This is a genomic window from Lysinibacillus sp. FSL R7-0073 (assembly GCF_038009065.1).
GTDB classification, from domain to species: domain Bacteria; phylum Bacillota; class Bacilli; order Bacillales_A; family Planococcaceae; genus Lysinibacillus; species Lysinibacillus fusiformis.
In genome coordinates, this window is record NZ_JBBPAS010000001.1 from 2,118,824 (window position 1) to 2,141,554 (window position 22,731).

Annotated in this window: 20 protein-coding genes, 3 pseudogenes and 1 other annotated feature; of the genes and pseudogenes, 19 read left to right on the forward strand and 4 right to left on the reverse strand. The window is 34.7% G+C overall.

Annotated features, from left to right (window positions below; all coding sequences use genetic code 11):
- Positions 1 to 829 precede the first annotated feature (829 nt).
- The 6 genes from MKY88_RS10335 (at position 830) to MKY88_RS10355 (ending at position 6,204) form a co-directional block, all read left to right on the forward strand.
- The gene (locus MKY88_RS10335) at positions 830 to 1,438 is read left to right on the forward strand and encodes a YpjP family protein (RefSeq protein ID WP_328203403.1); all 609 of its coding nucleotides are present in this window, start codon (positions 830 to 832) and stop codon (positions 1,436 to 1,438) included.
- 279 nt (positions 1,439 to 1,717) lie between these two features.
- Positions 1,718 to 1,840: a polymorphic toxin type 50 domain-containing protein gene (locus MKY88_RS24560; RefSeq protein ID WP_419182584.1), complete on the forward strand. Its 123-nt coding sequence runs from the start codon at positions 1,718 to 1,720 to the stop codon at positions 1,838 to 1,840.
- 1,030 nt (positions 1,841 to 2,870) lie between these two features.
- Positions 2,871 to 3,545, forward strand: coding sequence for a serine/threonine protein kinase (locus tag MKY88_RS10340; protein WP_340813559.1), 675 nt, complete (start codon positions 2,871 to 2,873; stop codon positions 3,543 to 3,545).
- Between the two features lie 565 nt (positions 3,546 to 4,110).
- Positions 4,111 to 4,395 (forward strand): hypothetical protein, encoded by a 285-nt coding sequence (locus MKY88_RS10345; RefSeq protein WP_328203411.1) that lies wholly within the window; start codon positions 4,111 to 4,113, stop codon positions 4,393 to 4,395.
- Positions 4,396 to 4,739: 344 nt separating this feature from the next.
- A complete protein-coding gene (locus tag MKY88_RS10350) occupies positions 4,740 to 5,537 on the forward strand; it encodes a MerR family transcriptional regulator (protein WP_340813560.1) in 798 nt (265 codons plus the stop codon).
- Positions 5,538 to 5,559: 22 nt separating this feature from the next.
- Complete coding sequence (locus tag MKY88_RS10355) at positions 5,560 to 6,204, forward strand: DUF1295 domain-containing protein (protein WP_328203417.1); 645 nt, start codon at positions 5,560 to 5,562, stop codon at positions 6,202 to 6,204.
- A 498-nt stretch (positions 6,205 to 6,702) separates the two neighbouring features.
- On the opposite strand, the gene MKY88_RS10360 is transcribed toward MKY88_RS10355, so the two are convergent.
- Positions 6,703 to 6,969 (reverse strand): gamma-type small acid-soluble spore protein, encoded by a 267-nt coding sequence (locus tag MKY88_RS10360; RefSeq protein ID WP_069481153.1) that lies wholly within the window; start codon positions 6,967 to 6,969, stop codon positions 6,703 to 6,705.
- Positions 6,970 to 7,342: 373 nt separating this feature from the next.
- Between MKY88_RS10360 and MKY88_RS10365 the strand changes: the two genes are divergently transcribed.
- The 4 genes and pseudogenes from MKY88_RS10365 to MKY88_RS10380 all read left to right on the forward strand — a co-directional run bounded on the left by MKY88_RS10365 (position 7,343) and on the right by MKY88_RS10380 (position 11,209).
- Positions 7,343 to 9,424: a serine hydrolase domain-containing protein gene (locus MKY88_RS10365; protein ID WP_340813562.1), complete on the forward strand. Its 2,082-nt coding sequence runs from the start codon at positions 7,343 to 7,345 to the stop codon at positions 9,422 to 9,424.
- Between the two features lie 320 nt (positions 9,425 to 9,744).
- A pseudogene (locus tag MKY88_RS10370) lies at positions 9,745 to 10,740 on the forward strand (aldo/keto reductase).
- A gap of 17 nt (positions 10,741 to 10,757) precedes the next feature.
- Positions 10,758 to 10,838, forward strand: a pseudogene (locus MKY88_RS10375) (SRPBCC family protein); the annotation flags it as partial.
- Between the two features lie 29 nt (positions 10,839 to 10,867).
- Positions 10,868 to 11,209 (forward strand): S-layer homology domain-containing protein, encoded by a 342-nt coding sequence (locus tag MKY88_RS10380; protein WP_328203423.1) that lies wholly within the window; start codon positions 10,868 to 10,870, stop codon positions 11,207 to 11,209.
- Between the two features lie 290 nt (positions 11,210 to 11,499).
- Here the strand turns inward: MKY88_RS10380 and pdxR are convergent, their stop codons facing one another.
- The gene (gene pdxR / locus MKY88_RS10385; RefSeq protein ID WP_328203425.1) at positions 11,500 to 12,909 is read right to left on the reverse strand and encodes a MocR-like pyridoxine biosynthesis transcription factor PdxR; all 1,410 of its coding nucleotides are present in this window, start codon (positions 12,907 to 12,909) and stop codon (positions 11,500 to 11,502) included.
- A 156-nt stretch (positions 12,910 to 13,065) separates the two neighbouring features.
- On the opposite strand from pdxR, the gene MKY88_RS10390 reads away from it, so the two are divergent.
- On the forward strand, positions 13,066 to 13,683 hold the full coding sequence (locus MKY88_RS10390; RefSeq protein ID WP_340813566.1) for an FMN-binding negative transcriptional regulator: 618 nt from the start codon (positions 13,066 to 13,068) through the stop codon (positions 13,681 to 13,683).
- Positions 13,684 to 14,042: 359 nt separating this feature from the next.
- On the opposite strand, the gene MKY88_RS10395 is transcribed toward MKY88_RS10390, so the two are convergent.
- The gene (locus MKY88_RS10395; protein ID WP_340814818.1) at positions 14,043 to 14,123 is read right to left on the reverse strand and encodes a YjcZ family sporulation protein; all 81 of its coding nucleotides are present in this window, start codon (positions 14,121 to 14,123) and stop codon (positions 14,043 to 14,045) included.
- A 571-nt stretch (positions 14,124 to 14,694) separates the two neighbouring features.
- Between MKY88_RS10395 and MKY88_RS10400 the strand changes: the two genes are divergently transcribed.
- Entirely contained in the window at positions 14,695 to 15,708 is a 1,014-nt protein-coding gene (locus MKY88_RS10400; RefSeq protein ID WP_340813567.1) for a S66 family peptidase, read from the forward strand.
- Positions 15,709 to 15,773: 65 nt separating this feature from the next.
- On the opposite strand, the gene MKY88_RS10405 is transcribed toward MKY88_RS10400, so the two are convergent.
- Complete coding sequence (locus MKY88_RS10405; RefSeq protein ID WP_328203430.1) at positions 15,774 to 16,118, reverse strand: hypothetical protein; 345 nt, start codon at positions 16,116 to 16,118, stop codon at positions 15,774 to 15,776.
- 107 nt (positions 16,119 to 16,225) lie between these two features.
- Here MKY88_RS10405 and MKY88_RS10410 point away from each other — a divergent pair, with 107 nt between their 5' ends.
- From MKY88_RS10410 to MKY88_RS10440, 7 genes and pseudogenes are all read left to right on the forward strand, one after another.
- Entirely contained in the window at positions 16,226 to 17,080 is an 855-nt protein-coding gene (locus MKY88_RS10410) for a leucine-rich repeat domain-containing protein (protein WP_340813568.1), read from the forward strand.
- Positions 17,081 to 17,224: 144 nt separating this feature from the next.
- Positions 17,225 to 17,863: pseudogene (locus MKY88_RS10415) on the forward strand (MFS transporter); the annotation flags it as partial.
- Between the two features lie 116 nt (positions 17,864 to 17,979).
- Positions 17,980 to 18,188, forward strand: a binding site (T-box leader).
- Between the two features lie 162 nt (positions 18,189 to 18,350).
- Positions 18,351 to 18,803 (forward strand): HIT family protein, encoded by a 453-nt coding sequence (locus tag MKY88_RS10420; RefSeq protein ID WP_328203432.1) that lies wholly within the window; start codon positions 18,351 to 18,353, stop codon positions 18,801 to 18,803.
- A complete protein-coding gene (locus tag MKY88_RS10425; RefSeq protein ID WP_328203435.1) occupies positions 18,796 to 19,608 on the forward strand; it encodes a protein phosphatase 2C domain-containing protein in 813 nt (270 codons plus the stop codon). The genes MKY88_RS10420 and MKY88_RS10425 overlap by 8 nt, the downstream gene beginning before the upstream one ends.
- A 473-nt stretch (positions 19,609 to 20,081) precedes the next feature.
- Positions 20,082 to 21,005 (forward strand): phosphotransferase, encoded by a 924-nt coding sequence (locus MKY88_RS10430; RefSeq protein WP_340813569.1) that lies wholly within the window; start codon positions 20,082 to 20,084, stop codon positions 21,003 to 21,005.
- Positions 21,006 to 21,327: 322 nt separating this feature from the next.
- The gene (locus tag MKY88_RS10435) at positions 21,328 to 21,678 is read left to right on the forward strand and encodes a PadR family transcriptional regulator (RefSeq protein ID WP_069481161.1); all 351 of its coding nucleotides are present in this window, start codon (positions 21,328 to 21,330) and stop codon (positions 21,676 to 21,678) included.
- The gene (locus MKY88_RS10440) at positions 21,665 to 22,663 is read left to right on the forward strand and encodes an HAAS signaling domain-containing protein (RefSeq protein WP_340813570.1); all 999 of its coding nucleotides are present in this window, start codon (positions 21,665 to 21,667) and stop codon (positions 22,661 to 22,663) included. Before MKY88_RS10435 ends, MKY88_RS10440 begins: the two co-directional genes overlap by 14 nt.
- The last annotated feature ends 68 nt before the right edge of the window (positions 22,664 to 22,731 follow it).

Genomic DNA, 22,731 nt, shown 5'->3' on the forward strand with positions numbered 1-22,731 from the left:
TTTAATATAGGTTAATGATTAATTAAAGGGTTGGGGAAGGAGCAAATGTTGAAAAAATTGCTAGAAAATCGTATCCTTAATTTTCATTGTATGAAAACCTCATTTCAGCAAAATTTTTACGAAATGCATAATTGTGTAAAAGTCTTAGGAATTGTAGCGAAATCCATGCGAATTGAAAATAATCAAATTATTGCTGGGTACATAGTCTACAGTAGAATATTTTTTAAAGTTTGTAATATGGGCATAGGGGAAAACTATTCCCTATACCCAACTCCTTAAAGATATGAATATTTAAAATCTATATCTAAGCTGTAACGTGCGACGACGTTGCAGCTTTTTTTTATGTATAAATACTAATATTCTACATACATATAGCAGGTTTTTTTAAAATTGAGTTAATACTTATTACTAAATTTGAAATTTTGCTTACACGCCGCCAAGAATTATTAATATTATATTAGCCCCAATAAGCCCCAACATAGTCCCAAAACGAGCCCCAACTGTGTGCATTATTTTGCGTTAATATGCATTGTAAAGAAAAATGAAAAGCCCCAAAAGCTGCATATAACAGGCTTTTGAGGGCTTAATAAAGTGTTTGTTACAAAATAAAAAAATTAGTCCGTGAAGCATAAAGATGATAAGTAACCTAACATTAATAAAAGACCAATACCCATTGCGATGCTCATGCTTTGTACCTCCTTTAAAAAACCGACACATTATTCATAAATATTGTACAATGAATTATAGAAATATGAAACCTTTTAATGGCGAGAACGTATATAATAATAGGAGAATTACCAATTTGTACATAAAGAGTAGGTGATACTGAATGAAAACGTGGGTTAAAAAAAGTATTGTCATAATGGTTGCGTTTTTAACATTTGGTTTAATTACGCCAACGCATGAAATATGGGAAGCATTTGATCAAAATCCTTCGAACCGTGCATCTATCGGTCCTGCATCGGGGACAAACACAGCTCTAGCTGCTGAGCCTGATAATAGTAGTGACGAGCAGATTCATATTCAAGAGGAAGAAATTGATTATAATGCCTTGCTTATGGATGCAGCGAGAGAGCAATCATACATAAAGTTTGGTACAAAAATTGGTCCAAAAATTAGCCATGAATTTGACAACATCATCTTCCCAAAAATGGAGGAGGCGATTGCCATGACTGTCGCTAGTTTGGACGAGCACTCCTTAGCATCTTTAACCATCTCTGAAAAGCCAAGTGGTAATTATGGTGAGAAAATTTTCAATGTAATCAATAACGACACAGGATCAGATGTCATCCGCTTTCATGTACGTACTGAAAAAAGACCGCAGGAAGGCTATTATTACAACTTCCATTATCACAGCGTCGAGGACGACTTCATGGCACACTATAACCTAGGCGATATTTATTGGGAAAAAAACACACCACCGAAGTGGTTGTCATAAAAGAATCGAAACACTCGTTTACAAAACGGGTGTTTTTTTGTTGTAAAACGTTGATATATCAATGTTTGTTGTAGTTCATTAAGTGATTAGTTTTTTTACATAATAGAGAGAGAGGGGGAAGGAGGAAAAAGCATGTAACCCAAAATGTACCCCAAAATTATCATTTTTTGATTTCCTTAGTGTGAAAAAAGGCGGTAGTATAAAAACAGTTATAACTATACTTACTTTACTGACATAAATGAAGTAAACTTTGAAGATACATCATTAAAAAGAATAGATATTATCTTACAAAACTATGTCGGTGATTACTTCGATTCTAAAACGAATCATTATTTAACTACTCAAAATGGTGTAATACATTCTAGTAAAACAGGCGCTCATATTGTTCCATCTGCACCTTAAGAGAGGGGAAATGGGAATTGGTTTATGACAATGCTGTTTTAAAGTTGCTTGAGTAAAGGGTATCAAAGCCAAAATTAGAAATTACGTGGGAAAATGGAAAGACTAGTATTTGTGAAATCGACACATTCTACGACTCCAATAACGGGTTAGAACTTGACGATGATAAATATCAAGAATACCATGTAGCACTAGTTAGAGATGTGTTGAATAATAATCAATATGTTGAAATTGGAACAGGGGAAAATAAACCTATACTTATTAAGATAGAGAAAACAGGAGAAGTAATTTTTAATAGTGACTGATTTGCTTGTAACTATTGAAAGACAAAGCCCAGGTACTCAATTAATTTTGAGCCTGGGCTTTTGTGTTGAATCATTTTGTAATTCCTTTTCTTTTGCATCGATTAGTTGCTTTAATACCTCCTAGTCCTTCTAGACAAGAGACACGTATTTTGGCAACTGGAGCTAGGTGCAAACTATATAATAAATCATTATGAGAAATTTGTTCCACAGCTTACTAGAATGGGTTTTGAAGCAGTTGTTTATGCTCTGTGTTTGAATTCGACAAAAGATTATTGGGCTAATTTGGCGGAGGTTATCGCTCCGCAAGAACAATTTGTTCTATTGTGAATACTGATGAACCACTTGATTTGACAATAGAGCCACATCAAATCACTTTGAAAGTTTTTAATGAAGGTGGTTAAGGGTAAATATTACTGATGGAAGGGTAAGAGGGTTGAACGGGTTCTTCTGCAGCTAACGAAGCAGTATACTTCCATAAGGAGAAATGTATATGGGAACTTATATTAGTTCCCAACGTTTTAAAATTAAGAGAAAGTGTAGGAAACTTGAGATTTAAGTGTGATATTTAGAATGTGGTGAAAAAAGTACAAAGATAGTACCACCTAATATTTAACGGATGTAGTTAAAGATCAATGTATAAACTGAATATTGTTAAGAGCGATATTGAATCCCTACTAAAGTAATTAGATAGTGTAGTTTTCTTCAATGCAAATGATGGGAGAGATGATATGGAAAACGACTGGGACAAAGCTATAGGTTCTCTTTCTAAAATAAAAGTTTTTTCAAATCCAAATAACGAGCCGGTAACCATATGTGGTGAGGCTGATGATTTGAAGTGTATAGGTGTTGGTACAGATGCAGCTGTTTTTCAGTCTCTTTCCGCCCCGGCTTATGCATTTAAAATATATGCCAAAGACAAAGTACACAAAGTAAAAATTGAAGCAACTGTTTATCAAGTATTAGAAGAATCACCTTACTTTTCAACATGTTTTGCTTCATACAACGAATACCTGGTTTTAAGTTACGAAGAAGGAAAAACGCTCTTTGACTGCATTCTTCAAGGTATTCACATTCCAAAACAGGTTGTAAATGAAGTCGAGGAAGCAAGAGAATATGTTCGGATGAAGGGACTTAACCCTCGTGATATTCATTTAAAAAATATTTTACTACAAAATGGAAGGGCAAAAATAATTGATGTTTCTGAATACACATTACAAGGTAATGATCATCGATGGGAGCATTTAAAAAAAGGATATGAGCAATACTATCATTTAATAGATGGAAATTCAGTGCCGTTTTGGTTAGTAGAAACGATTCGAAAGTGGTATAACCAGCGTGGAAAAAATTCTTCATTTGAAGAGTTTACAAAATATATTTTAAAACTTCTGTTAAAAAATAATTGAACTTACAGCTAGTTTAATAACAAGTAGGAGCCTAACCTCTTACGAGATTATTTCATATTGGTCAGTAACGCTACTCACACACCGAGTAGCGTATTTTTTAATAGTAAGAGGGTGAGAGTATGTCAATTTACTACAGCTATCATGATCATTATTATGATCCATTTTAAGTATGATAGATTAATTAATAACTATAAATAAAATCATTTTTAAAAGCCTCCAATTGTATGGAGGTTTTTTTATATGCATTTTACATTTTAGTCTATATCTTGTTACTAAACGTCTTTAATATTGCTATCTACGTCTTTGTCTTTTTTTTATAAGTAGGTTCCTTTTCACTTCTATTGAAATTGTCAAAACCCAATTTATCACGCTCCTTGTTTTTACATTATTCAGCAAAGAGATACATTTAGACCAAATCGTTATGTTTTATTTGCTCTAAATTATTACTTTATGGCGAAAATTTAATTAAAATCGTGCTTTATTTCCACAAATTAATACTTGTCAAAACGCAAATATTTGTTCTGAAATAATAAAAACAAATGTTCTGTCGAAAGGGAGGTTAATTATGGAAAAAACTAAAGCGCCTCCTAAAAAGAAAGAGCCACAACATCCAGAGCGAGATGAGTTTGATTTAGAGGAACCGCAAAAGGTCATGATGTCTGTTTGGTTCATGTATGTTTTATTGTTTTTCGTTTATACGGAAGTGTCGAGTTTGTATAAAGCCGGTCGTAGTGAATGTGTATTGATTATGTCATCCAATTTGGGATACTATCTATTCAGGCTAAACGATAATGATTATCATTATAAACAATCGAATTGTTTTGCTACTATACATAAATTATGGGAGTGAATTTAATCATGGCAAGATTGATGCTTATGAAAACAGGATGGGTATCGCTTATAACCGCAGAGGTTGGTTAAAAAATGAATTAAGCAAGGCCAATATAAAAGAGATAGAAGAAGTGTTTTATGCTGAGATTCAATCTGATGGAAGCCTATTTATACAAAAATTCTAAACAAAAGTAACCAGGCACTCAAAGGAGTACCTGGTCATTTTTTTGAAGCTCAGGCAGCAGCTAGTAAAAAATTTATCGAACACTAGCTACGCAAGTAATAAATTATAGCTATATTTGTTGACCTTCCCCTTACAGGAAACATTATATTTAAAGTAATTTATTAAAGGAGGTGATTATTATGCTTTCAATTGGTGAATTCTCGAAAATATCACATCTTACGTTGAAGACACTTCGATACTATGATGAAATTGAGCTTTTAAAGCCTGCTTCCATAGACAGTCAAAATAACTATCGCTACTATCATCTTTCCCAATTAAAAACGGCTCTTTTGATTACGCGATTAAAAAACTATTTATTTTCGCTTGAAGAAATTAAGGTTATTTTAGCAAATTTGGAAGATACGGACTTTTTAAACGCTAAAATGCAAACCAAGCAAGAAAAATTAACAAAACATATAACTGATTATTGTTCGCTATTAAAAAAATTAGAGCTTGATATTCAACGCTTAAATAAAGCGGAACATATCATGGGTTACTTAGATAAAATAGAGATTAAACTTATGAATCACTTGACCTTTCATATATTATCTCAACGAAAACAAATTAATACCGCTGATTTTCTATTACACTTTAATGAATTATTGAGTAGAGCTTTGTTTGCAAATTTAGCACCTATTGCGAAACCACTTGCCATTTTTCATAGCTCAGAATATGTACCAGAACAATATGATGTAGAAATAGCAATTCCCTTGGAAGAGGCCACAAATGAAACAAAAGTGTTTAACCCCGGTCTTTGCGCAATGGCAACGCTTACCGGTTCTTATGATGAGTTACCGTCTGTTCATACAAAGCTACATATATGGATTAAAGATAATAACTATAATCTGAATGGAGCGCCGTTTGAAGTTTATCAAACGAATCCATATAGTACATCGGAGGGAAATAATATTGTAGAAGTATATTTTCCTATCCAATAAATAGTTGAAGGAGTGTAATACAATGTATGGCATTAACCAGCAAACGATAAAAGAAAAAATCTTGATTGTAGTTGCTGAAATTATCTATCTAGTCATTGCATATTATTTACTTTTCATTACTTATGACAAATCAGGCATTGCACTAGGGCTTTTTATTGCTTTGATTATTACAGCTTTACGATTAACGGCTATGATGTTTATATGGTTGACTAGAGGCATAGCATGGCAAGAAGCTATCATGAACAGTATTGCTTTTGGGATCTATTATTTAGGCTTCCCAATCTTAATGATTACTAGTAATCAAGATCCAAATGTAATAGTACTTATTTTAGGTTGGGTATTATTTGTAGGAGGAAGTATGCTAAACACCGTTTCAGAGCTGTTAAGAAAGCCTTTTAAAGACAATCCAGCTAATCAAGGAAAGCTATATACAGGAGGATTATTTAAATATGCGATTCATATTAATTATCTAGGGGATTGCCTCTGGGTATTAGGTTTAGCGCTCATCTCTAACAATATTTATAGTTTACTTATACCACTTGGTCTAATTTTAGTATTTGTATTTGGATATATTCCAAAATCAGACGATTATCTACAGAGCAAGTATGGTGAACAATTTACAGTGTATAAAATGAAAACAAAAAAGTTAATTCCGTTTATCTGGTAAATCCGAAACAAGCTTTTCAAACAGAGCAAAATCACCCTTTAACTTAGGACAATTGCCTATTTTTATTCAATAAAAAATAATTGTACCATTAACGGGTTTTGCTTGTTGCTTCGCATGTTTGGACTATCTAGTTCTTCGTCTTACAAAAATAAAAAAGCTGCGGCTTTCAATAAACGCCACAGCCTATAAAAAGTGCGTGCGAGGCACCAATATTAATGTATGTAATGTAATGTTACTTATTACTTTTTAATTATTTCAACTAGGACGTGATGTTCTAAAATAAAGGATCTAAGAAGAAATGTATTTGTTATAATAAAAAACAAAAATCACTTTGAAATCTCTTCAGCTTCTTTAGTAGAGAAAAACAATGTGGAGTTCATTTTATACTTCAAAAAGCTTACTGAGTGATGAGATTCCACAATAGCTTTGCGGGAGGATTCTTAAGAAAGAATGTAAATACAACCGGCAAAGGCTGCCGGTTGTTGATGATGAGTAAATTTACTTTGTATTGTTTTCGTTTGAAAATTGACCAGAAGCAAATTTTTTGTTAGCTTCAGCTTGTTGAATTTGCTGTCTGATTTCATTAACATCAGTCTCGTTTCCAAATTCTTGGCTCATCGAATTCGTTGAACCAGAAGCTTGCATTTTCTTAGCTTCAGCTTGTTGGATTTGTTGTTTAATTTGATTTACATCAGTTTCATTTCCAAATTCTTGGCTCATGGCATTTGGAGTTTTTGAGTTAAAGTTTTGATTGTTGTTCGCCATTAAAATCACCTCCTGAAATTAGTGTGTACAGAAGGTGTATTTGTATCCGTTTTTTTTCCAAAGCTCGTACGTTTAAAGGTTTCGACCTAAACAGAAGCTTGGCTTGAAGAGGCAGAAACAAAGTAATAATTTAAATAGCGCAAATCTTAAATATTGTAGATAGCCTAATAGAAACGACCAGCAAAGCCAATTTAGCGAAGCTGGTCATTTTAATTTACGTAGTTAATTATAGGTCTTAAGCCTGAAAGGGGATAAGTCTATCATTGTATTTACGAACATAGTATACTACGATATTCTATTTATAGTAAATATTTCTTTTTCCTAAGAAATGTATGCTTAAAATTAATTACTTCACTAAGGAGGAAATTTTTTTATGAAAATTAAATTATCTGGAGTATTAGCTGCTACATTAGCGTTAACGATGAGCCTACCAACAGGGGTTATGGCAGTTTCAGACAATCAGACTACGGTTGTAGTTAGCCAAGAAGTTGCTAGCCGTGAATTGAAAAAAATTGCAGCAGAGAAGGCAAATTTACTCACTCAGTCCTATGAGACGACTAGTGTGCAGTATGCGATAATTGATAATGGCAAAGTCATTTTGTCGGATCAAACAGGCAAGAACGACATGGAAGGGAAACAGCCGCTGACTAAAAATACCCTATACGGGATTGGCTCAGTTAGTAAAATCTATACAACGGCGGCTGTGATGAAATTGGTCGACGAAGGAAAAGTTGATTTAGATGTTCCAGTCGTTCATTATGTTCCTGATTTTCAGATGAAAGACGAGCGTTACAAACGCATTACGCCACGTATGCTGTTGAACCACTCATCTGGCTTACAAGGTACTGGGTATGGCAATAGTTTTTTATTTGAAGATAATGATACCTATGCCCATGATAACTTGTTGCAACAATTGTCCAACCAGAGCTTAAAAGCGGACCCTGGTGAATTCTCGGTATACTGTAACGACGGCTTTACGTTGGCTGAGATTATGGTAGAAAAAGTAAGTGGAATGAGCTTTACCGAATTTATACATCAGCAGTTTACGGAACCCTTAAAGCTCAATCATACGAAAACACCACAGGACATAGGGGAAAACGACAAGTTTGCTGGGCTTTATTTTCCAACGTACGAAGGGCAGCTTCCTGCTGAATCGGTGAATGTGATTGGAACGGGAGGAATATCATCCACAGCAGAAGATATGGTGCGATTCTCACAAATATTTATGGGACAGGGAAAAGGAATTCTCTCTGATAAGGCAGTCAAGGCAATGGAGCAAGAGGAATATAAAAAAGGAATGTGGCCAGGGGATGGAGATAGTATAGTCAACTATGGTCTTGGCTGGGATAGTGTGAAACTATATCCATTCAGTGAGTATGGGATAAAGGGCCTGGCTAAAGGTGGCGACACGGGACTTCAACATGCTTCACTGGTCGTACTTCCTGAACAGAAGATGGCAGTAGCTGTGTTGTCATCTGGCGGTAGTAGCTCTACAAATCAAATGATGGCGACAGAAATACTGCTCGCTGCGCTTAAAGAAAAGGGCGTAATAAAGGATATCAAGCCGAACAAATCCTTTGGCAAGCCAGTCAAGGCCAAGATGCCTCAAGACATAGCAAAGAAAGCGGGTTTATACGGCAATAGTTTTAGTCACTTCAACATAGAAATTACGAAGAATGGAGAACTAATTTTACCCGGTAATTCAGAAGAAAAATATGTATATACTGCGGATGGAAGCTTCATTCATGAAACAGGCACTTCCAAGCTCTACTTCATCAAAGAAAAGAATAACCGAACATATTTAGTGGAGAGCTCATTTATATCGTTACCAGGTTTAGGGCAAGTTGCGGTTACTCAATATTTAGCCGAGAAACTAGAAGACAATATGCTATCGAAGGAAACGACTGTCGCATGGGCACAAAGGGAAGGGGTTAAGTATTATCTCGTAAACGAAAAATATAGTTCTGCTCTATATCTCCTACCAATGATGCTGACAACACAAATTAATCGTAATGAAGGTCTAGATGGCTATTGGAATGGCAGAAAAATTACAGGTCCAAACACGGCTGCGCATGAGCTTCAGATTCCTGTAATGGCAGGTCGTGATACGACGGAAGCTCGTTTTTATAAGGAAGACGGTAATGATTATATGGAGATGGGCGGATTGTTATATGTCAGTGAATCCAACCTAAAATCACTTGATGCAGATCAATCATCCAAAGTGAAGCTACAAGCAAATGGGCATGCGGAATGGTTTACGATCCCGCAAGCGGCAGCAGGGAAAACGATCACTGTGTCGATGCCAGCCAAGAGTTCTTTCGCAGTGTATGATGAGGAAGGACTATGCGTCAATTTTACTGTTGTGAGCGGCAATAACAAAGTAAAGCTGCCGAAGAACGGAACGGTTGTATTTGCGGGTGCGCCGAACTCAGAATTTGCAATCACATTGAACTAGCTACTCTGATGATAAATTTAAACCACATAACGCATTAACTTGTGTCATGAAATATGTAGAAGATCGTAAATAATACACAAAAGTCACTCATTTGAAAGGTAATGAGTGACTTTCATTTTATTCTTATAATAATAGTGAAAAGATATACCTACCAAACTTCATTTTCTAATATTCCATATCATGTCATATCATGCAATTTGTTTTTTGGTGATGCATAATCAATTTGTCAGATTGATAAAATGACATTTTTTAATGGATCAGTTAAAGATCAAATGACTAATAACTATTCAATACAGATACAAATCTTAGGAGGTTTTTATATGAGAAATTTACTGCAAGGAAAAGTAGGTTTTGGTATAGCGCCGCTAGGTAATATGTAATATGTACCGTAACATCCCAGAAGAGGAAGCGATTGCAACTGTAGATGCTGCTTGGGAGAATGGTATACGTTACTTTGACACAGCTCCACTTTATGGCTCTGGTTTAGCTGAGATTCGTCTTGGTGAAGCTTTATCGAAAAGAAATCGTGATGAGTACGTTTTAAGTACAAAGGTAGGTCGAATTATTTCGGATGAGTTGGAAGATCCATCTGCACGTGATTTAGGTGAAAAAGGGGGACTTTTTGAATTCGGCCGATTATAGCGCTGATGCAACCCTTCACTCTATCGAGGATAGCTTGAAACGCTTACAAACAGATCGTATAGATTTCGTTTATATTCATGATGTAGTGCAAGATTTTTATGGAGATGAATGGTTGTTACAATTTGAAATAGCTCGTACAGGTGCTTTCCGTGTGCTCACTCAATTACGTGAAGAAGGAGTAATTAAGGGGGGGACTTGGAGTAAATCGAGTAGAACCAATTGAATTACTACTGGATTTGGAAGAAGTAAAGCCAGATGTTTCCTTACTAGCAGGTCGTTATACACTATTAGACCACGAACGTGCGCTACAACGAGTAATGCCGACAGCCCAAAAAAATAACATGGACATAGTCGTTGGGGGCCCATACAGTTCAGGTGTACTGGCTGGCGGTACTCACTTCGAATATCAAAAAGCTTCTCCTGAAATTATTGAGAAAGTGGAAAGAATCAAAAGTATTGCAGATCGTCATCAAATCAGCATTAAGTCAGCTGCTTTACAATTTTCATTGGCGAACCCTGCTGTTGCTGCTGTCATTCCTGGTGCAAGTAAGCCAGAGCGAATTACAGAAGACCAAGCTGCATTGAAAACAATAATCCCAGCAGCATTCTTGGAAGAAATGCGCGAACAAAAATTGATTGCACCTAATGCTCCACTACCAATCGATTTTAAATAAAATGGAGAGTAAAGAAAATGGCAAATACTATTACTTCTATTAAAATTTCAGCTGCACCTGAACAAGTATGGCAATTAATTGGTGGCTTTGACTCACTTCAATTACACGCGCAGAAATGGCTAGTGTAGTGGTGCATTGGACCAAAACTCTATGTGCACAAGATCCATCAAAAGCAATTTGCCATGCCTCTGCAAATCACCCAACATTTACAGACGTTTTGTCCCATTTTTGGGCTGCAAATGCAATCGATCAAGCAAGTAGATGGAGGATTATGACGGGGAATAGTGAAACGACATTTAATCCAGACGGTTCCTTAACAAGGACGCAAGCCTTAAAAGTACTCAACCAATTATTTGAACGACCAGCTCAAAAAGGAATCACAACGTCTACATTTAGTGATGTCCCTTCTACACATTGGGCGATTGGAGAAATTGAAGCGACTGCAACAGAAAGAATAGTCAAACAATAAAAAGAAACTACACATGTTATGGTATGAGCCAATGCTGAGGTAACATGTGTAGTTTTTTATTGGTTTCATTCTTATTAACCAAGCTCTAATCAATCCCTTGCCCTTTCCCCGAAATCGTCTACCTTTTTAGAGCAGTTTTAATCAAGCATCCATATAAATCCGCATAGAAAAATGTATTTCTACAATGCAGTAAAGGGGAGGGAGGGGAATGGAGGTACGACATATAATCTCCTACAATATATGAAAAGTCCATGTAACCAAAAACCTTTAGAAAAAACACTCAATTTTCCCTAACATAAATACCAAGCTTTATTCAATAGCTCAATACCTTTATAAATCTCTTCTTCATCTAAGTTTGCAAACCCAATCATTACTTTTGCAGACAATTCTTCTGAAGGATTAGCGTAAAAAATGGAAGTTGGATATACTTTTACTCCTTCGATTTTTGCCTTTTCAATAAGTTCTTCCTCAGTCATATTATTATGGGGCTCTAGTAGTAAATGCAGACCACCACTGTCCCCATAGATTTTCACTTTATCGCCCAATAGATGGTGGATGGCTTTTATGAGGGCTTCATATTTTTTCTTATAACTATTTCTCGATTTATTGAGATGTCTCTCCCAATGGCCACTTTTCATAAATAGCTGTAATGTATATTGATGTAATCTCGATACAGTTTGAACATAATAACTGTTTTTACAATATACATTTATTAAATTCTTAGGTAGTACCATATAGCTTATTTTGATGGATGGAATTAAGGATTTAGAAAAGGTCCCCATATAAATTACATGATCAAATGAATCCAATCCTTGAAGTGCGGGTATTGGTTTACCAGCATATCTAAATTCACCATCATAGTCATCCTCTATAATATAGGCATTCTCTTCTTTGGCCCACTCTAACAATTCTAGTCTTCTTGAAATAGGCATAACATGACCTATTGGGAATTGATGGGAAGGAGTGACGTAAATAGCTTTTATTTGACTGTTTCTTAAATGGGTAATACTTATTCCTTTTTCATCTAATGGTATGGGTTTCATCTTTATATGATGATCTTTAAATAGATAGCGAACTCGATGATATCCTGGATCTTCCATTCCATAAAGCTCGTTTCTCCCAATTATGTTACACAACACGCCTAAAAGATACTGTAAACCAGCACCTATGACAATTTGATCTGCTGAACATTTAACGCCTCTAGCTTCATAAAGATAGGTTGCAATACATTGTCTTAATTCAAGCTCACCTTGTGCATCTCCATACATAAAAAGGTGACTCTGTTCTTCATGAAGGCTGTGCATACTCAATTTACGCCAAATTTTATAGGGAAAATCTTTTACATTAATATCTCCATATTTAAAATCAAGCTTAATGGCAGAGCTATCTTTTACTTGGTTAAATTTTTGGGGCATCATCTCAGCTGATTCTAAAAAAGAATTCTGAAAATAATGCTTCTCGAGTTCTACAACATAAAGCCCTTGTCGTTCCTTACTTACCACGTAACCCTCTGCAAGGAGTTGTTGATAGGCCGTATCTACAGTATTACGACTAATGTTTAAGTGATTTGCTAGACTTCGTTGAGAGGGCAGCTTGGTTTTAGCTACAATGTTTCCATTTTGAATTTCAACTTTTAAATATGTGTATAACTGAAAATAAAGTGGTTCTTCATTGTTTAATATGGGGGTTATTTCAATCATATGTTTCACTGGCTCCTTCCAAAATTATATATTTGGCTCTGTTAACAGGTGCAATCAACCTCTTATAATCAAATTACATTGTGGAAGAGAAACTGTAAACAAATTAAGAGGATCATTATTTTTTGTTTCACAATGATTGTAAATAGGAGGGGTTAAATGTTTATTCCAAAGTATTATAAAATAACAGATATGAAAGAAATTAAAGAATTTATTAAAATGAATTCATTTGCGACAATTGTGGCGATAAGTAAGGGGAGACCGGTAGCATCCCATGTTCCATTACTGCTTAATCAAGATCAGGATGACCATTACCTCACAGGTCACTTAGCTTACGGCAATCCTTTATGGAAAACTTTCGAGGAGACGGATCAACTATTAACTATATTTAATGGTCCACATGCTTATATTTCTTCGTCTTGGTATGAACAAGAAAATGTACCAACTTGGAATTATCAATCCGTTCATATTTATGGGAAAGCAAGTATTATGGAAGGTACGGAATTAGAACAGGATTTATCGAAATTACTTGAAAAATATGAGAAATTCCGTGAAAATCCTGTCTTGTGGGAAAAGCTACCTCCTGAAATGTTACAAAAAGAAATAAAAGGAATAAAAGGATTTAAAATTAAAGTAGAAGAGGTTCAGGCTGCCTATAAATTAAGTCAAAATCGAAATAGTACGGATTACGCAAATATTATTAAAGAGCTTTATAAAGAAGACGATCCACATGCTTCTGCAGTGGCTGAAGCAATGAAGAAAAACAGAAATGACTAAAACAAAAGGCAGAAACGAAGTATTAAGCACGTTTCTGCCTTTTGATGAAATTGAGTGAGTGGAATCGAAGAAAGAGAAGAATGAAAATCAAAAAAAGAGCTGTTCAATAAAAGAACAGCTAATAACTAGTAAAATTATTTAGCACATTTAAAAAGAGCTTTCCCCTTGTTGTATACAAATCTTTCCCACTTAGCTAACAGCCCATTTCCGTTCTCGCCATTTTCTAAAGATAACACGTGATTTTTAGGGGCGACCCTTTTATGGTAAACATAGAAAAGGATGTTATGATTATTTTACCTCGAAGAAGGGAGGGTATATGAAGACTATTAATTATTGCCCGACATTTATTTTGAGCAAAGCTAGCGCCTAGTGCCGACAATAATTAATAGTATGAATAGGACAACAATTAGTGCGAATGATAAATTATAGGTTGTACCCATTATAAATCCCTCCTTTCGATCATCTAGAATATGTAAAGTTATAGATAGGAGAGATGCTATTCATCTAATCAATGCTTTCTTTTGAAAAAATTAATAGTAATATTTCGTCGATAAAATTCCTATTCATTTCATGTAAATAGAAGATTGCTGAAATCAGTCGCTTAGTGCTGTAATATGAATCGATAATGTCAGTTCCTGCGCTTACCCGGGAAATTTTTTCTTATTTCCTAGGTGAGTAACCCAGTTGATTAGGGAAATATAGATTATGGCAGTGTATGAAATAATAGCGTATGAACGGATAACCGAGGAAATAAGGTTGTACAGGGAAAGTCATTTTGCAGTGAAATGATTGCTAGCATATAGAGAACAACTCTTCATTTTAAAAAAGAGGAAATAAACTTGTTATATTAATGCCTTTACAGATACAAAATTTGGTGGGAATCCAATTATCACTTTAAAAAGGTGAACTTTAATAAGCATATGGCTCTATAGAAATGAATTACGTTCTAAAAATGTTAAAAAACAGGATACACTTTGTGTTAAAATGATACAAAATTAAGGGGTGATTCATTTGATCAAATATCCATTTTTAAAAGAGGACATGACCATTGGCGTTACAGCACCTTCTTCTGGTGTACCCATTGAACTTCATGATTTATTGAAAACAGCCTGCATTCGTATGGAAAATAAGGGGTTTAGAGTCATTTGTGGAGAAACTGCTTGGACTCAAGATAAGGCAAAGTCTGCCCCGGCTATTAAGCGTGCCGAAGAGCTTCATCACATGATGGCTAATGATGATATCGATATTATTATTCCTCCATGGGGTGGGGAGCTTCTTATTGAAATACTTGAATATATTGATTTCTCCAATATTCAGCCAAAATGGATATTAGGGTACTCAGATATTAGTCTATTATTGTTGGCAATTACATTAACAGCGGGTATCGCTACTGCACATGGAACGAACTTAATAGATTTAAGAGGAGAGTATTCTGATGATACAACGGCCATGTGGCAATCAGTTTTATCCTTAAAAAAAGGAGAATCTATCGTACAGCATTCGTCAGACCAATATCAAAAGGAATGGCAGTTCGATAACCCTACGCCTTATGTTTTTAATTTTACGGAAAAAACGAAATGGCAATCTACATCAGTGGAGAGGGTGAAAATTCAAGGGCGTTTACTTGGTGGATGTATAGATACTATCCGACATTTGATTGGAACGAAATTCGGTGATGTTCAAAGCTTTCAAGAAACGCATATTCAAGGTGAATCTATTATATGGTACTTTGAAAACTGCGAATTATCCACGACTGATCTACGCAGAACCCTTGTACAAATGAAATTAGCTGGATGGTTTAATGATTGTTCAGGTATTCTGTTTGGTAGAAGTGCTGCTAATACATCCGTTGGAAATTATACAATTGAAGATGTGTATCAAGAACTTTCCGAGGAGCTACAAATTCCTATTATCTATGACATTGATTGTGGTCATGTGCCACCGCAAATCACTTTCATTAACGGAGCTTATGCAGAAATAGAATCATATAACGGTAAAGGGACTATTGTGCAACACTTTATTTAAGTATTTCCCAATGTTAAAACACCCTCTAAAAGATTTAGAGGGTGGGTGTTTGTATGGTTATGCGATTAGATGGAATTTCGATAAGCTTTTTGTGTGGAGATGTACGTAGATTTTGATAAAATATTTTGGAGATTATGTTTGGCTAATGGACCTAATTTATTAATATTAGAGCCCAACAAACCATCCTTAGCCGCATTTTTAAGCGTGTCAATTTGTTTAGTTGTGAGTTTAGAGGATTTGCTGCTTTCAATAATTTTATTCACATTATCGATTCTCTCTTGTTTCTCTTTAGAAGTGCGGTTAATGTCGTTACTGTTTTGGTTGTTTTGTTTTTGTTGTGTGAGACCATGTTTATAAGATCGACGAGTCATTAAATATTGCATAGTTGATGAGTTTCTTGATGTTATCATAAAAAGTTTCCACCTTCCTAATTTTTTAGTATTTACCATACATATCCTATTATCGTCCAAAACTCTCTTTACATTAGCTTCAAAATTAAATTATGGAGAAGATAAACATGAAAATTAACTTAGCACAGATGAATTTAAAAACTTTACCTGATTTTGAGGAATCCCAAATAAAGGGAATAAAGAATTTAAATCTATTTGATAACGATTTGAGGGAAATACCTACAGAAATCTTTGAAATGACGAATATAGAAATACTGAATATTTCAGTCAATAAAATTAACAAATTGCCAGCAGAAATCACGAACTTAAAAAAACTGAGAATGTTAGATGCAGGGCATAATAATATTGACCTCATTCCCCCTGAAATTGGTCATTTAGTGAATATGGAGGACTATTTATACTTTCATAATAATCAATTGCAATCGATTCCTCCAGAAATTGGTCAGCTTACAAAAGTAAGATATTTAAACTTAAGTGATAATCTGTTGAGTGAACTACCAGAGGAAATTGGGAATCTAAATAAACTGGTAGAACTGCGAATAATGAATAATCGTTTAACGGAGTTGCCAGAAAGTTTGAGTAGATTAACGAATTTAAGAGAATTACATTTGAAAAAAAATAGCATGACCTTTTTGCCTGAAAAAATCGGAGAACTAGCATTATTACGGGTATTGGAGTTAGAAGAAAATCAATTACAGGAAGTACCTGATTCAATACATAAATGTATAAAATTAAGACGCTTAAATGTAAGACAAAATAAATTGAAAACATTGCCAGCATCGATTGGTCATTTGAAAAATCTATTAGAATTAGATCTACGAAGTAATGATTTAACGGAATTACCTGAATCACTATTAGCAATGGAAAGCTTAGAACGACTAGATTTAAGGTGGAATCATGAATTAAAAATCCCGAACTGGTTAGACGAATTAGAGGCAAGAGGCTGTATCGTATATTTGTAGAATTAGAATAGTTGAACTTGCGTCTATCATATAAGTAAAATTCGAAAGCACAGCAAAGTCTATTGGTGAATAGTTCTAGCTAATCGTTTTTATCGTAAATAAAAAGGGTTTTATTTGCCTTCCACAATCAAAGGTGGAGGGCTATTATTGCTAGTTGGGCTAAGTTTCATAACCGATTGGAAAGGGATTATGCTTTCGGTAGTAGGATTATTTATCATGATGCAGCCTTTCCAAAAGTTGCTGCCGGAGTGTACCTTAAGTGCCAGAAGAGGTTTGCCTGCTACGATTGCCTCAAGAGCGAAAGAAAGTTATGTTGTATTGACTTTGACAGAAGTGAAAATGCTTCCTGCAGATTTGGCTGGATTAATTGTGGCCGCAGGTGCATTAAGTTGGTCAACTGCGGTTTGGCTACAGTCAAAACTTGATGCTAAAGACAATGGAAATGGGCGAAAGAAACGGGTATCGGTGGGACTAGGGATTATGATTACTGGAGTTATTATGGTAATACTGGCTGTTAATCTTTCACAGGGAGGAATCATTTTTGCAGTAATCTCACAGCTATTTACTGGATTTGGTATCAGTTTAGCACATCCTGCCACTGGAGCGATTGCGTTGCAACACGCTAAATCAGGTGAAGAGGGAGAAATATCCACCAGTCTCCTGTTTACTGATGCATTTATTCCGGGTTTGAGCATCGGGATTGGCGGAGCTCTCATCGGTGTTAGTCAATCGCTGAATTTGGGGTTGTTGACGGGGATTCTTTTGGCATTGTTTCTTCAATAACTTCTCATAAAGGGCCAAATTTTTGAATAACATTCTTTAACGAAAGGTTCTAAAACGATGATATGGAAATTTTTCATTGACAAAATTTTCAGTATTTAATATGATTTAAATCAATATATAAGTCAATGATTGGAAGTAGTAGGGAACAATTATTGTATAGAGAGCTGTTGGATGGTGCAAAACAGTCAATAAATTTCTGAACTCGTCCATGAGTATTTATGCTGAACTAAAGTAAGTATAAACGGCAGCTACCGTTATAGCTTAAGTGGATTAATGTTTAATTAATCAATTAGAGTGGTACCGCGAATGTAACTTCGTCTCTTTTTTGAGGCGGAGTTTTTTTATTTTTAGGTGGGTGAGCCATGAAACTATTGTGAGAGAAGTTAAAAAAAGTGACCGAAGATTTCGAATGTAATAGGTTATTACAATAATATTTACAGCTATAAATATTAACTTTCAATGTGTTAACCGAAAGGGGAGAAATTTTATGAATGATTGTTTTATTTGTAATAAACACGCTGGAAATATTCATACCGCAGGGGTAATGATTTACGAGGACGAATATGTTTTTGTTGGACATATTGATAGAAATGGTAATCCAAACTATCTTGGGCATATTATGATTGATTTAAAAAGACACGCTCCCACACTTGCCGATATGACAATGGAAGAAGCAAAAGCGTTTGGAGTTATTATGGCTCGAATTAGTAAAGCTCTAACAGAGTCAGAAAATGCTGAACACATTTACTCGTTTGTTTCAGGAAATTCAGTCCCACATCTTCATATGCATCTAGTAGCTCGTTATCCAAACACGCCAAAAGAATACTGGGGACCATCTGAAGTTTACGATTGGAAAGATGCTCCAATGGGCGATAATAATGCTATTATAGCGCTTTGTAATCGTCTTAAAACATATTTAGATGGTAATCCATATGAATAATAATAGTAACGATTTTAGTTGGATCGGTAGCCAAGAAAACTTCGTAGACAACCCAAATATTCTTCAACTAAATCATATTCTAGTTAGTCGTTACGGTGGTAATTCTAATGCAGGGCAATATAAGAATGAAGATGGTTGCTTAGTTTGGCATAACATTAAAGAAAATTGGGAGTTCGTGATTCTCCTTGATGCACATAATACAGCAGAGAGCGCTAAAATTATTTTAGAGCAGTTCAATAAAGAAAAATGTGCCATCAAAAATTTATTGTCCTCACCTGTAAATATACAATTTTTCAATATGATAGAAAGTAAGATTTTAAGTATGTTTCAATCGGCGTATTTCCTATCTAGTTGTCGAAAAATTAAGGGAGAAACAGCTTGCTTAATTGTAGTCAGGAAAGATAAATATGTATGGTGGTTTTCGGTTGGAGATTGTATTCTTTGTTTGTTTCATCCACAATTAGCTGCATTAGGCCAATATCAATTGAATCAAAGGCAATTTTATGAATGGATAGGACAGGTTAATACTTTTGAACAAGAAGTTCCTTGCTATACAGTTGGAAGAAGAGAATTAAGAAAAGGAGAAAATCATTTATTCCTTACAACCGATGGAATAATGGAATGCCCGAATGAACCCTATGCAAACGTGATAGATATTTATAATGCAGTTAATAACCTAGATGATGAGCGTAGTATTTGGAAAATGTTACGAGACATCCGAGAAAATAATGTTAGAGACAGTACCACAATTATTTCATGGAAGATAAGTATTTCGAAGACTGCCACAATCCCTAGTAATCAGTAAATATATTATTAGTATGCAAAATAAATCTAAATAACGTTCCCAAATCAAAGTTTGGAAAGAAACCGAAATCCAAGAAATGCTGTTAAACCAACATTTGTTGGAATTTCGTTTGAATATTGTATACAGCTTTTTATGTAAATATAGAAACATGTCTACTAAAGTACTTTTCAAAATTATTAAGAGTTAGCTGAATAAAAACCAGTAAATTTTACGCTTTAAACCTGTAATATTTAATCGTTTCTATACTTCAATTACAGGGGCTTTAGTTGAAAACAATCTTCAACAATCGGGCGCTTTTCTATAATGACGAGCGTCTTTCTTCATGAATAGGTCCATTTCATGGAATAATATCAGAATGAATTGGATATTTATGCTAAAATTTTAAAAGGGTTACCTGAGATATTATCTTGCAGCTTTCATGCTTTTAACCTCAGCAATCGGATGCTTTAGAAAAAATTAATAGGTGGTTAAAAATGATGAATGGAAAAGAGATTTTAACTATATTTGGATTTGAAGTTAGTGAAGAGCCTAAAAGCATTTATCCATATTCACCAGTATATCGAGTAAAATATGGTGATAAGGATGTTGTTGTAAAACGTACGCAAAGAAGAGCAAAGAATGTTATGTCTTATATTACTATGCTAAAAGATAAAGGGATAAATGTTGTAACACCAGTTAAGTTACAAGTAAATAACCCACAAAAGTATGAGGATACAAATTTTGTTGTTTATCCATTTATAGAAGGCAAGAAATACTCAGGCAAAGAAAAAGAAATCTATGAAGCTGGAAAGCTGTTAGGACAAATTCATAGTTTTTCACCTTCTTCAAATGCCTATAATCTACTTGACTACGATGTTTTTGATTTTAATGAACTAGAAGTAGAAGAGAGTATGGAAGCAATTATACAACATGCTGACAAGGCTGGAGTTGAAATTGATACAGGGTTAAAAACAAAATTACTAGAAAGTGTTGCAAGTCAACAGGAACTCTACCATGCAGGATTACCACATGTTTCTACGCCGCATGATTTTAAAGCGAATAATTTGGTTTTAATCCCTGAACCATATCTAATTGATCCGGATAACGCTGCTTGGATACCAAGGATCTTTGACCTAGCTTTGGCATTACTACTTTTTCATAATGAACATGAAGAAGCACCAGACCAGATTTTTACAATAGATGAATGGGCATTATTTTTAAAAGGCTATAAAGAATATATTGTTTTAACTGATCATGAAAAAGGTTATTGGGACAAGGCGAAACAGCACGTCTTTCTCGATGAAGTAATGTGGTTAATGGCTGAATATGAAGAGGATTGGCAAAATTCTTCTCAACAAAAATTGTTCAATAGTTTAATTCGTGTTGTGATGGATAGTGCTGCCTATAAACTAATATAAGAAGTGCGAAAAGAAACCTAACTATTTATCCCGTTTCTTCAACAATTGGGCGGGATTTTGAGCAACACAGATGGAAAATAATCCAACTTTTTTATAAAACCTAACTTAAAACTCTAGATAAGAATCCCTTTTGATCAATCTTTTTTCAAAAGGGATTCTTTTTATTTAACATAAAATAAGGGTTTGGAGCTTTTTGCTCTAACTTTATTTCAAAGCAACAATATTATTTAATTTAGCTTGTTATTGTAACAACAATAGTGTACGATACATAGTATAAATTGTACACTGTATGTCATATAGTATATAAAATTGAGGTGGGTGAATGAGTACACTACTGAATTCATTATCGACAGAACTTAGGAGAGGAACGCTGACATTAGCCGTTTTAAGTCAATTACGAACACCCCAGTATGGGTATTCCCTTGTTCAGTTATTGGAAGATTCGGGCATTAACATTGATCAAAGCACCCTATATCCATTGCTTCGCCGATTAGAAAAACAGGATTTAGTGACGAGCAGCTGGGATACATCTGAGAGTAGACCACGAAAGTACTATGTATTAAGTGAATATGGATTAGAAATCTTTTTGCAATTAAAAAGTGAATGGATTCATAATTCAAAACAACTCTATGAGTTATTAAAAGGGGATGAGGATAAAGATGAATCTGATTGATATTTATATTCAAGAGGTTACACGGAGGTTGCCCGAAAAAAATCGTGAGGATATCGCACTGGAGTTACGCTCAACAATTAGCGATATGTTGTCTGATGATTACAGGGATGATGATGTAAAGGATGTTCTTGAAAAATTAGGGAATCCAGCAGAATTAGCGAGTGGTTATCGAGATCAACCTATGCATTTAATTGGCCCACGCTACTTTGATGTATATTTATCATTATTAAAAATGATCTTACCAATTGCCGCTGTCATTGCGTTAATCTCGATGGTAGCTGAATATTTTATTGGTTTTGGTGGAGAAGAAGAGGTTATCAATGCTGTCCTCAAACTTTTAGGTGAAGGAATATTTAGAATCATCGAAGTAGGAATCCACGTCTTTTTTTGGCTAACGCTTGTATTTGTTATTGTTGAACGAACGGATAAAGAAAAAGACCAGCATCCATTGTCAACGAGTCTTAAAAAATGGACCCCTGAAGATTTGAAAAACGTCATTTATATTCCTAAGAAAAAGGCGATTACGAAGCTTGAAGTATTTGGCTATTTAATGTGGACGGCGATTTGGGCAACTCTTTATTTTAATGCCAATCACCTTTTAGGAATCTATGAAGGCGGGAGAAATGGACTTGAATTCGTAACCCCAGCATTTAATCAGGAGGTATTCCTTCGTTATTGGCCAATTATAGTAGTTGTGATCGCACTTGAAATTGGGTTAGCACTCTACAAATTATTCAAAAGACAATGGACGAAAAAAATAGCCATCTTTAATGCTATTCTTGAGCTTTTATCAACGGTTGTCTTTATTGTGATAATAAGTAATCCGAATGTCATGAACCAAGAATTTATAACTCACATGAGTAAATTATTTACCACAACAACGAAGCAATTTGAAATTTGGGTAGTTAGCGGAGGAATCATCATATTTATTTTATCTGTAGCCATCAATATATTCGATGGATTCCGTAAGGCTCGAATCCGTTAATTCTTTTTGTATCTTCCATTACTACATCTAACTTAAATGATTTTAGCTATTCCAAAAAAAGAACGCAT

Bases quoted from the DNA above. Each gene is read 5' to 3' on its own strand.
- MKY88_RS10335 (WP_328203403.1), top strand. From the start codon at position 830: ATGAAAACGTGGGTTAAAAAAAGTATTGTCATAATGGTTGCGTTTTTA.
- MKY88_RS10340 (WP_340813559.1), top strand. From the start codon at position 2,871: ATGGAAAACGACTGGGACAAAGCTATAGGTTCTCTTTCTAAAATAAAA.
- MKY88_RS10345 (WP_328203411.1), top strand. From the start codon at position 4,111: ATGGAAAAAACTAAAGCGCCTCCTAAAAAGAAAGAGCCACAACATCCA.
- MKY88_RS10350 (WP_340813560.1), top strand. From the start codon at position 4,740: ATGCTTTCAATTGGTGAATTCTCGAAAATATCACATCTTACGTTGAAG.
- MKY88_RS10355 (WP_328203417.1), top strand. From the start codon at position 5,560: ATGTATGGCATTAACCAGCAAACGATAAAAGAAAAAATCTTGATTGTA.
- MKY88_RS10360 (WP_069481153.1), bottom strand. From the start codon at position 6,969: ATGGCGAACAACAATCAAAACTTTAACTCAAAAACTCCAAATGCCATG.
- MKY88_RS10365 (WP_340813562.1), top strand. From the start codon at position 7,343: ATGAAAATTAAATTATCTGGAGTATTAGCTGCTACATTAGCGTTAACG.
- pdxR (WP_328203425.1), bottom strand. From the start codon at position 12,909: ATGATTGAAATAACCCCCATATTAAACAATGAAGAACCACTTTATTTT.
- MKY88_RS10390 (WP_340813566.1), top strand. From the start codon at position 13,066: ATGTTTATTCCAAAGTATTATAAAATAACAGATATGAAAGAAATTAAA.
- MKY88_RS10395 (WP_340814818.1), bottom strand. From the start codon at position 14,123: ATGGGTACAACCTATAATTTATCATTCGCACTAATTGTTGTCCTATTC.
- MKY88_RS10405 (WP_328203430.1), bottom strand. From the start codon at position 16,118: ATGATAACATCAAGAAACTCATCAACTATGCAATATTTAATGACTCGT.
- MKY88_RS10410 (WP_340813568.1), top strand. From the start codon at position 16,226: ATGAAAATTAACTTAGCACAGATGAATTTAAAAACTTTACCTGATTTT.
- MKY88_RS10420 (WP_328203432.1), top strand. From the start codon at position 18,351: ATGAATGATTGTTTTATTTGTAATAAACACGCTGGAAATATTCATACC.
- MKY88_RS10425 (WP_328203435.1), top strand. From the start codon at position 18,796: ATGAATAATAATAGTAACGATTTTAGTTGGATCGGTAGCCAAGAAAAC.
- MKY88_RS10430 (WP_340813569.1), top strand. From the start codon at position 20,082: ATGATGAATGGAAAAGAGATTTTAACTATATTTGGATTTGAAGTTAGT.
- MKY88_RS10435 (WP_069481161.1), top strand. From the start codon at position 21,328: ATGAGTACACTACTGAATTCATTATCGACAGAACTTAGGAGAGGAACG.
- MKY88_RS10440 (WP_340813570.1), top strand. From the start codon at position 21,665: ATGAATCTGATTGATATTTATATTCAAGAGGTTACACGGAGGTTGCCC.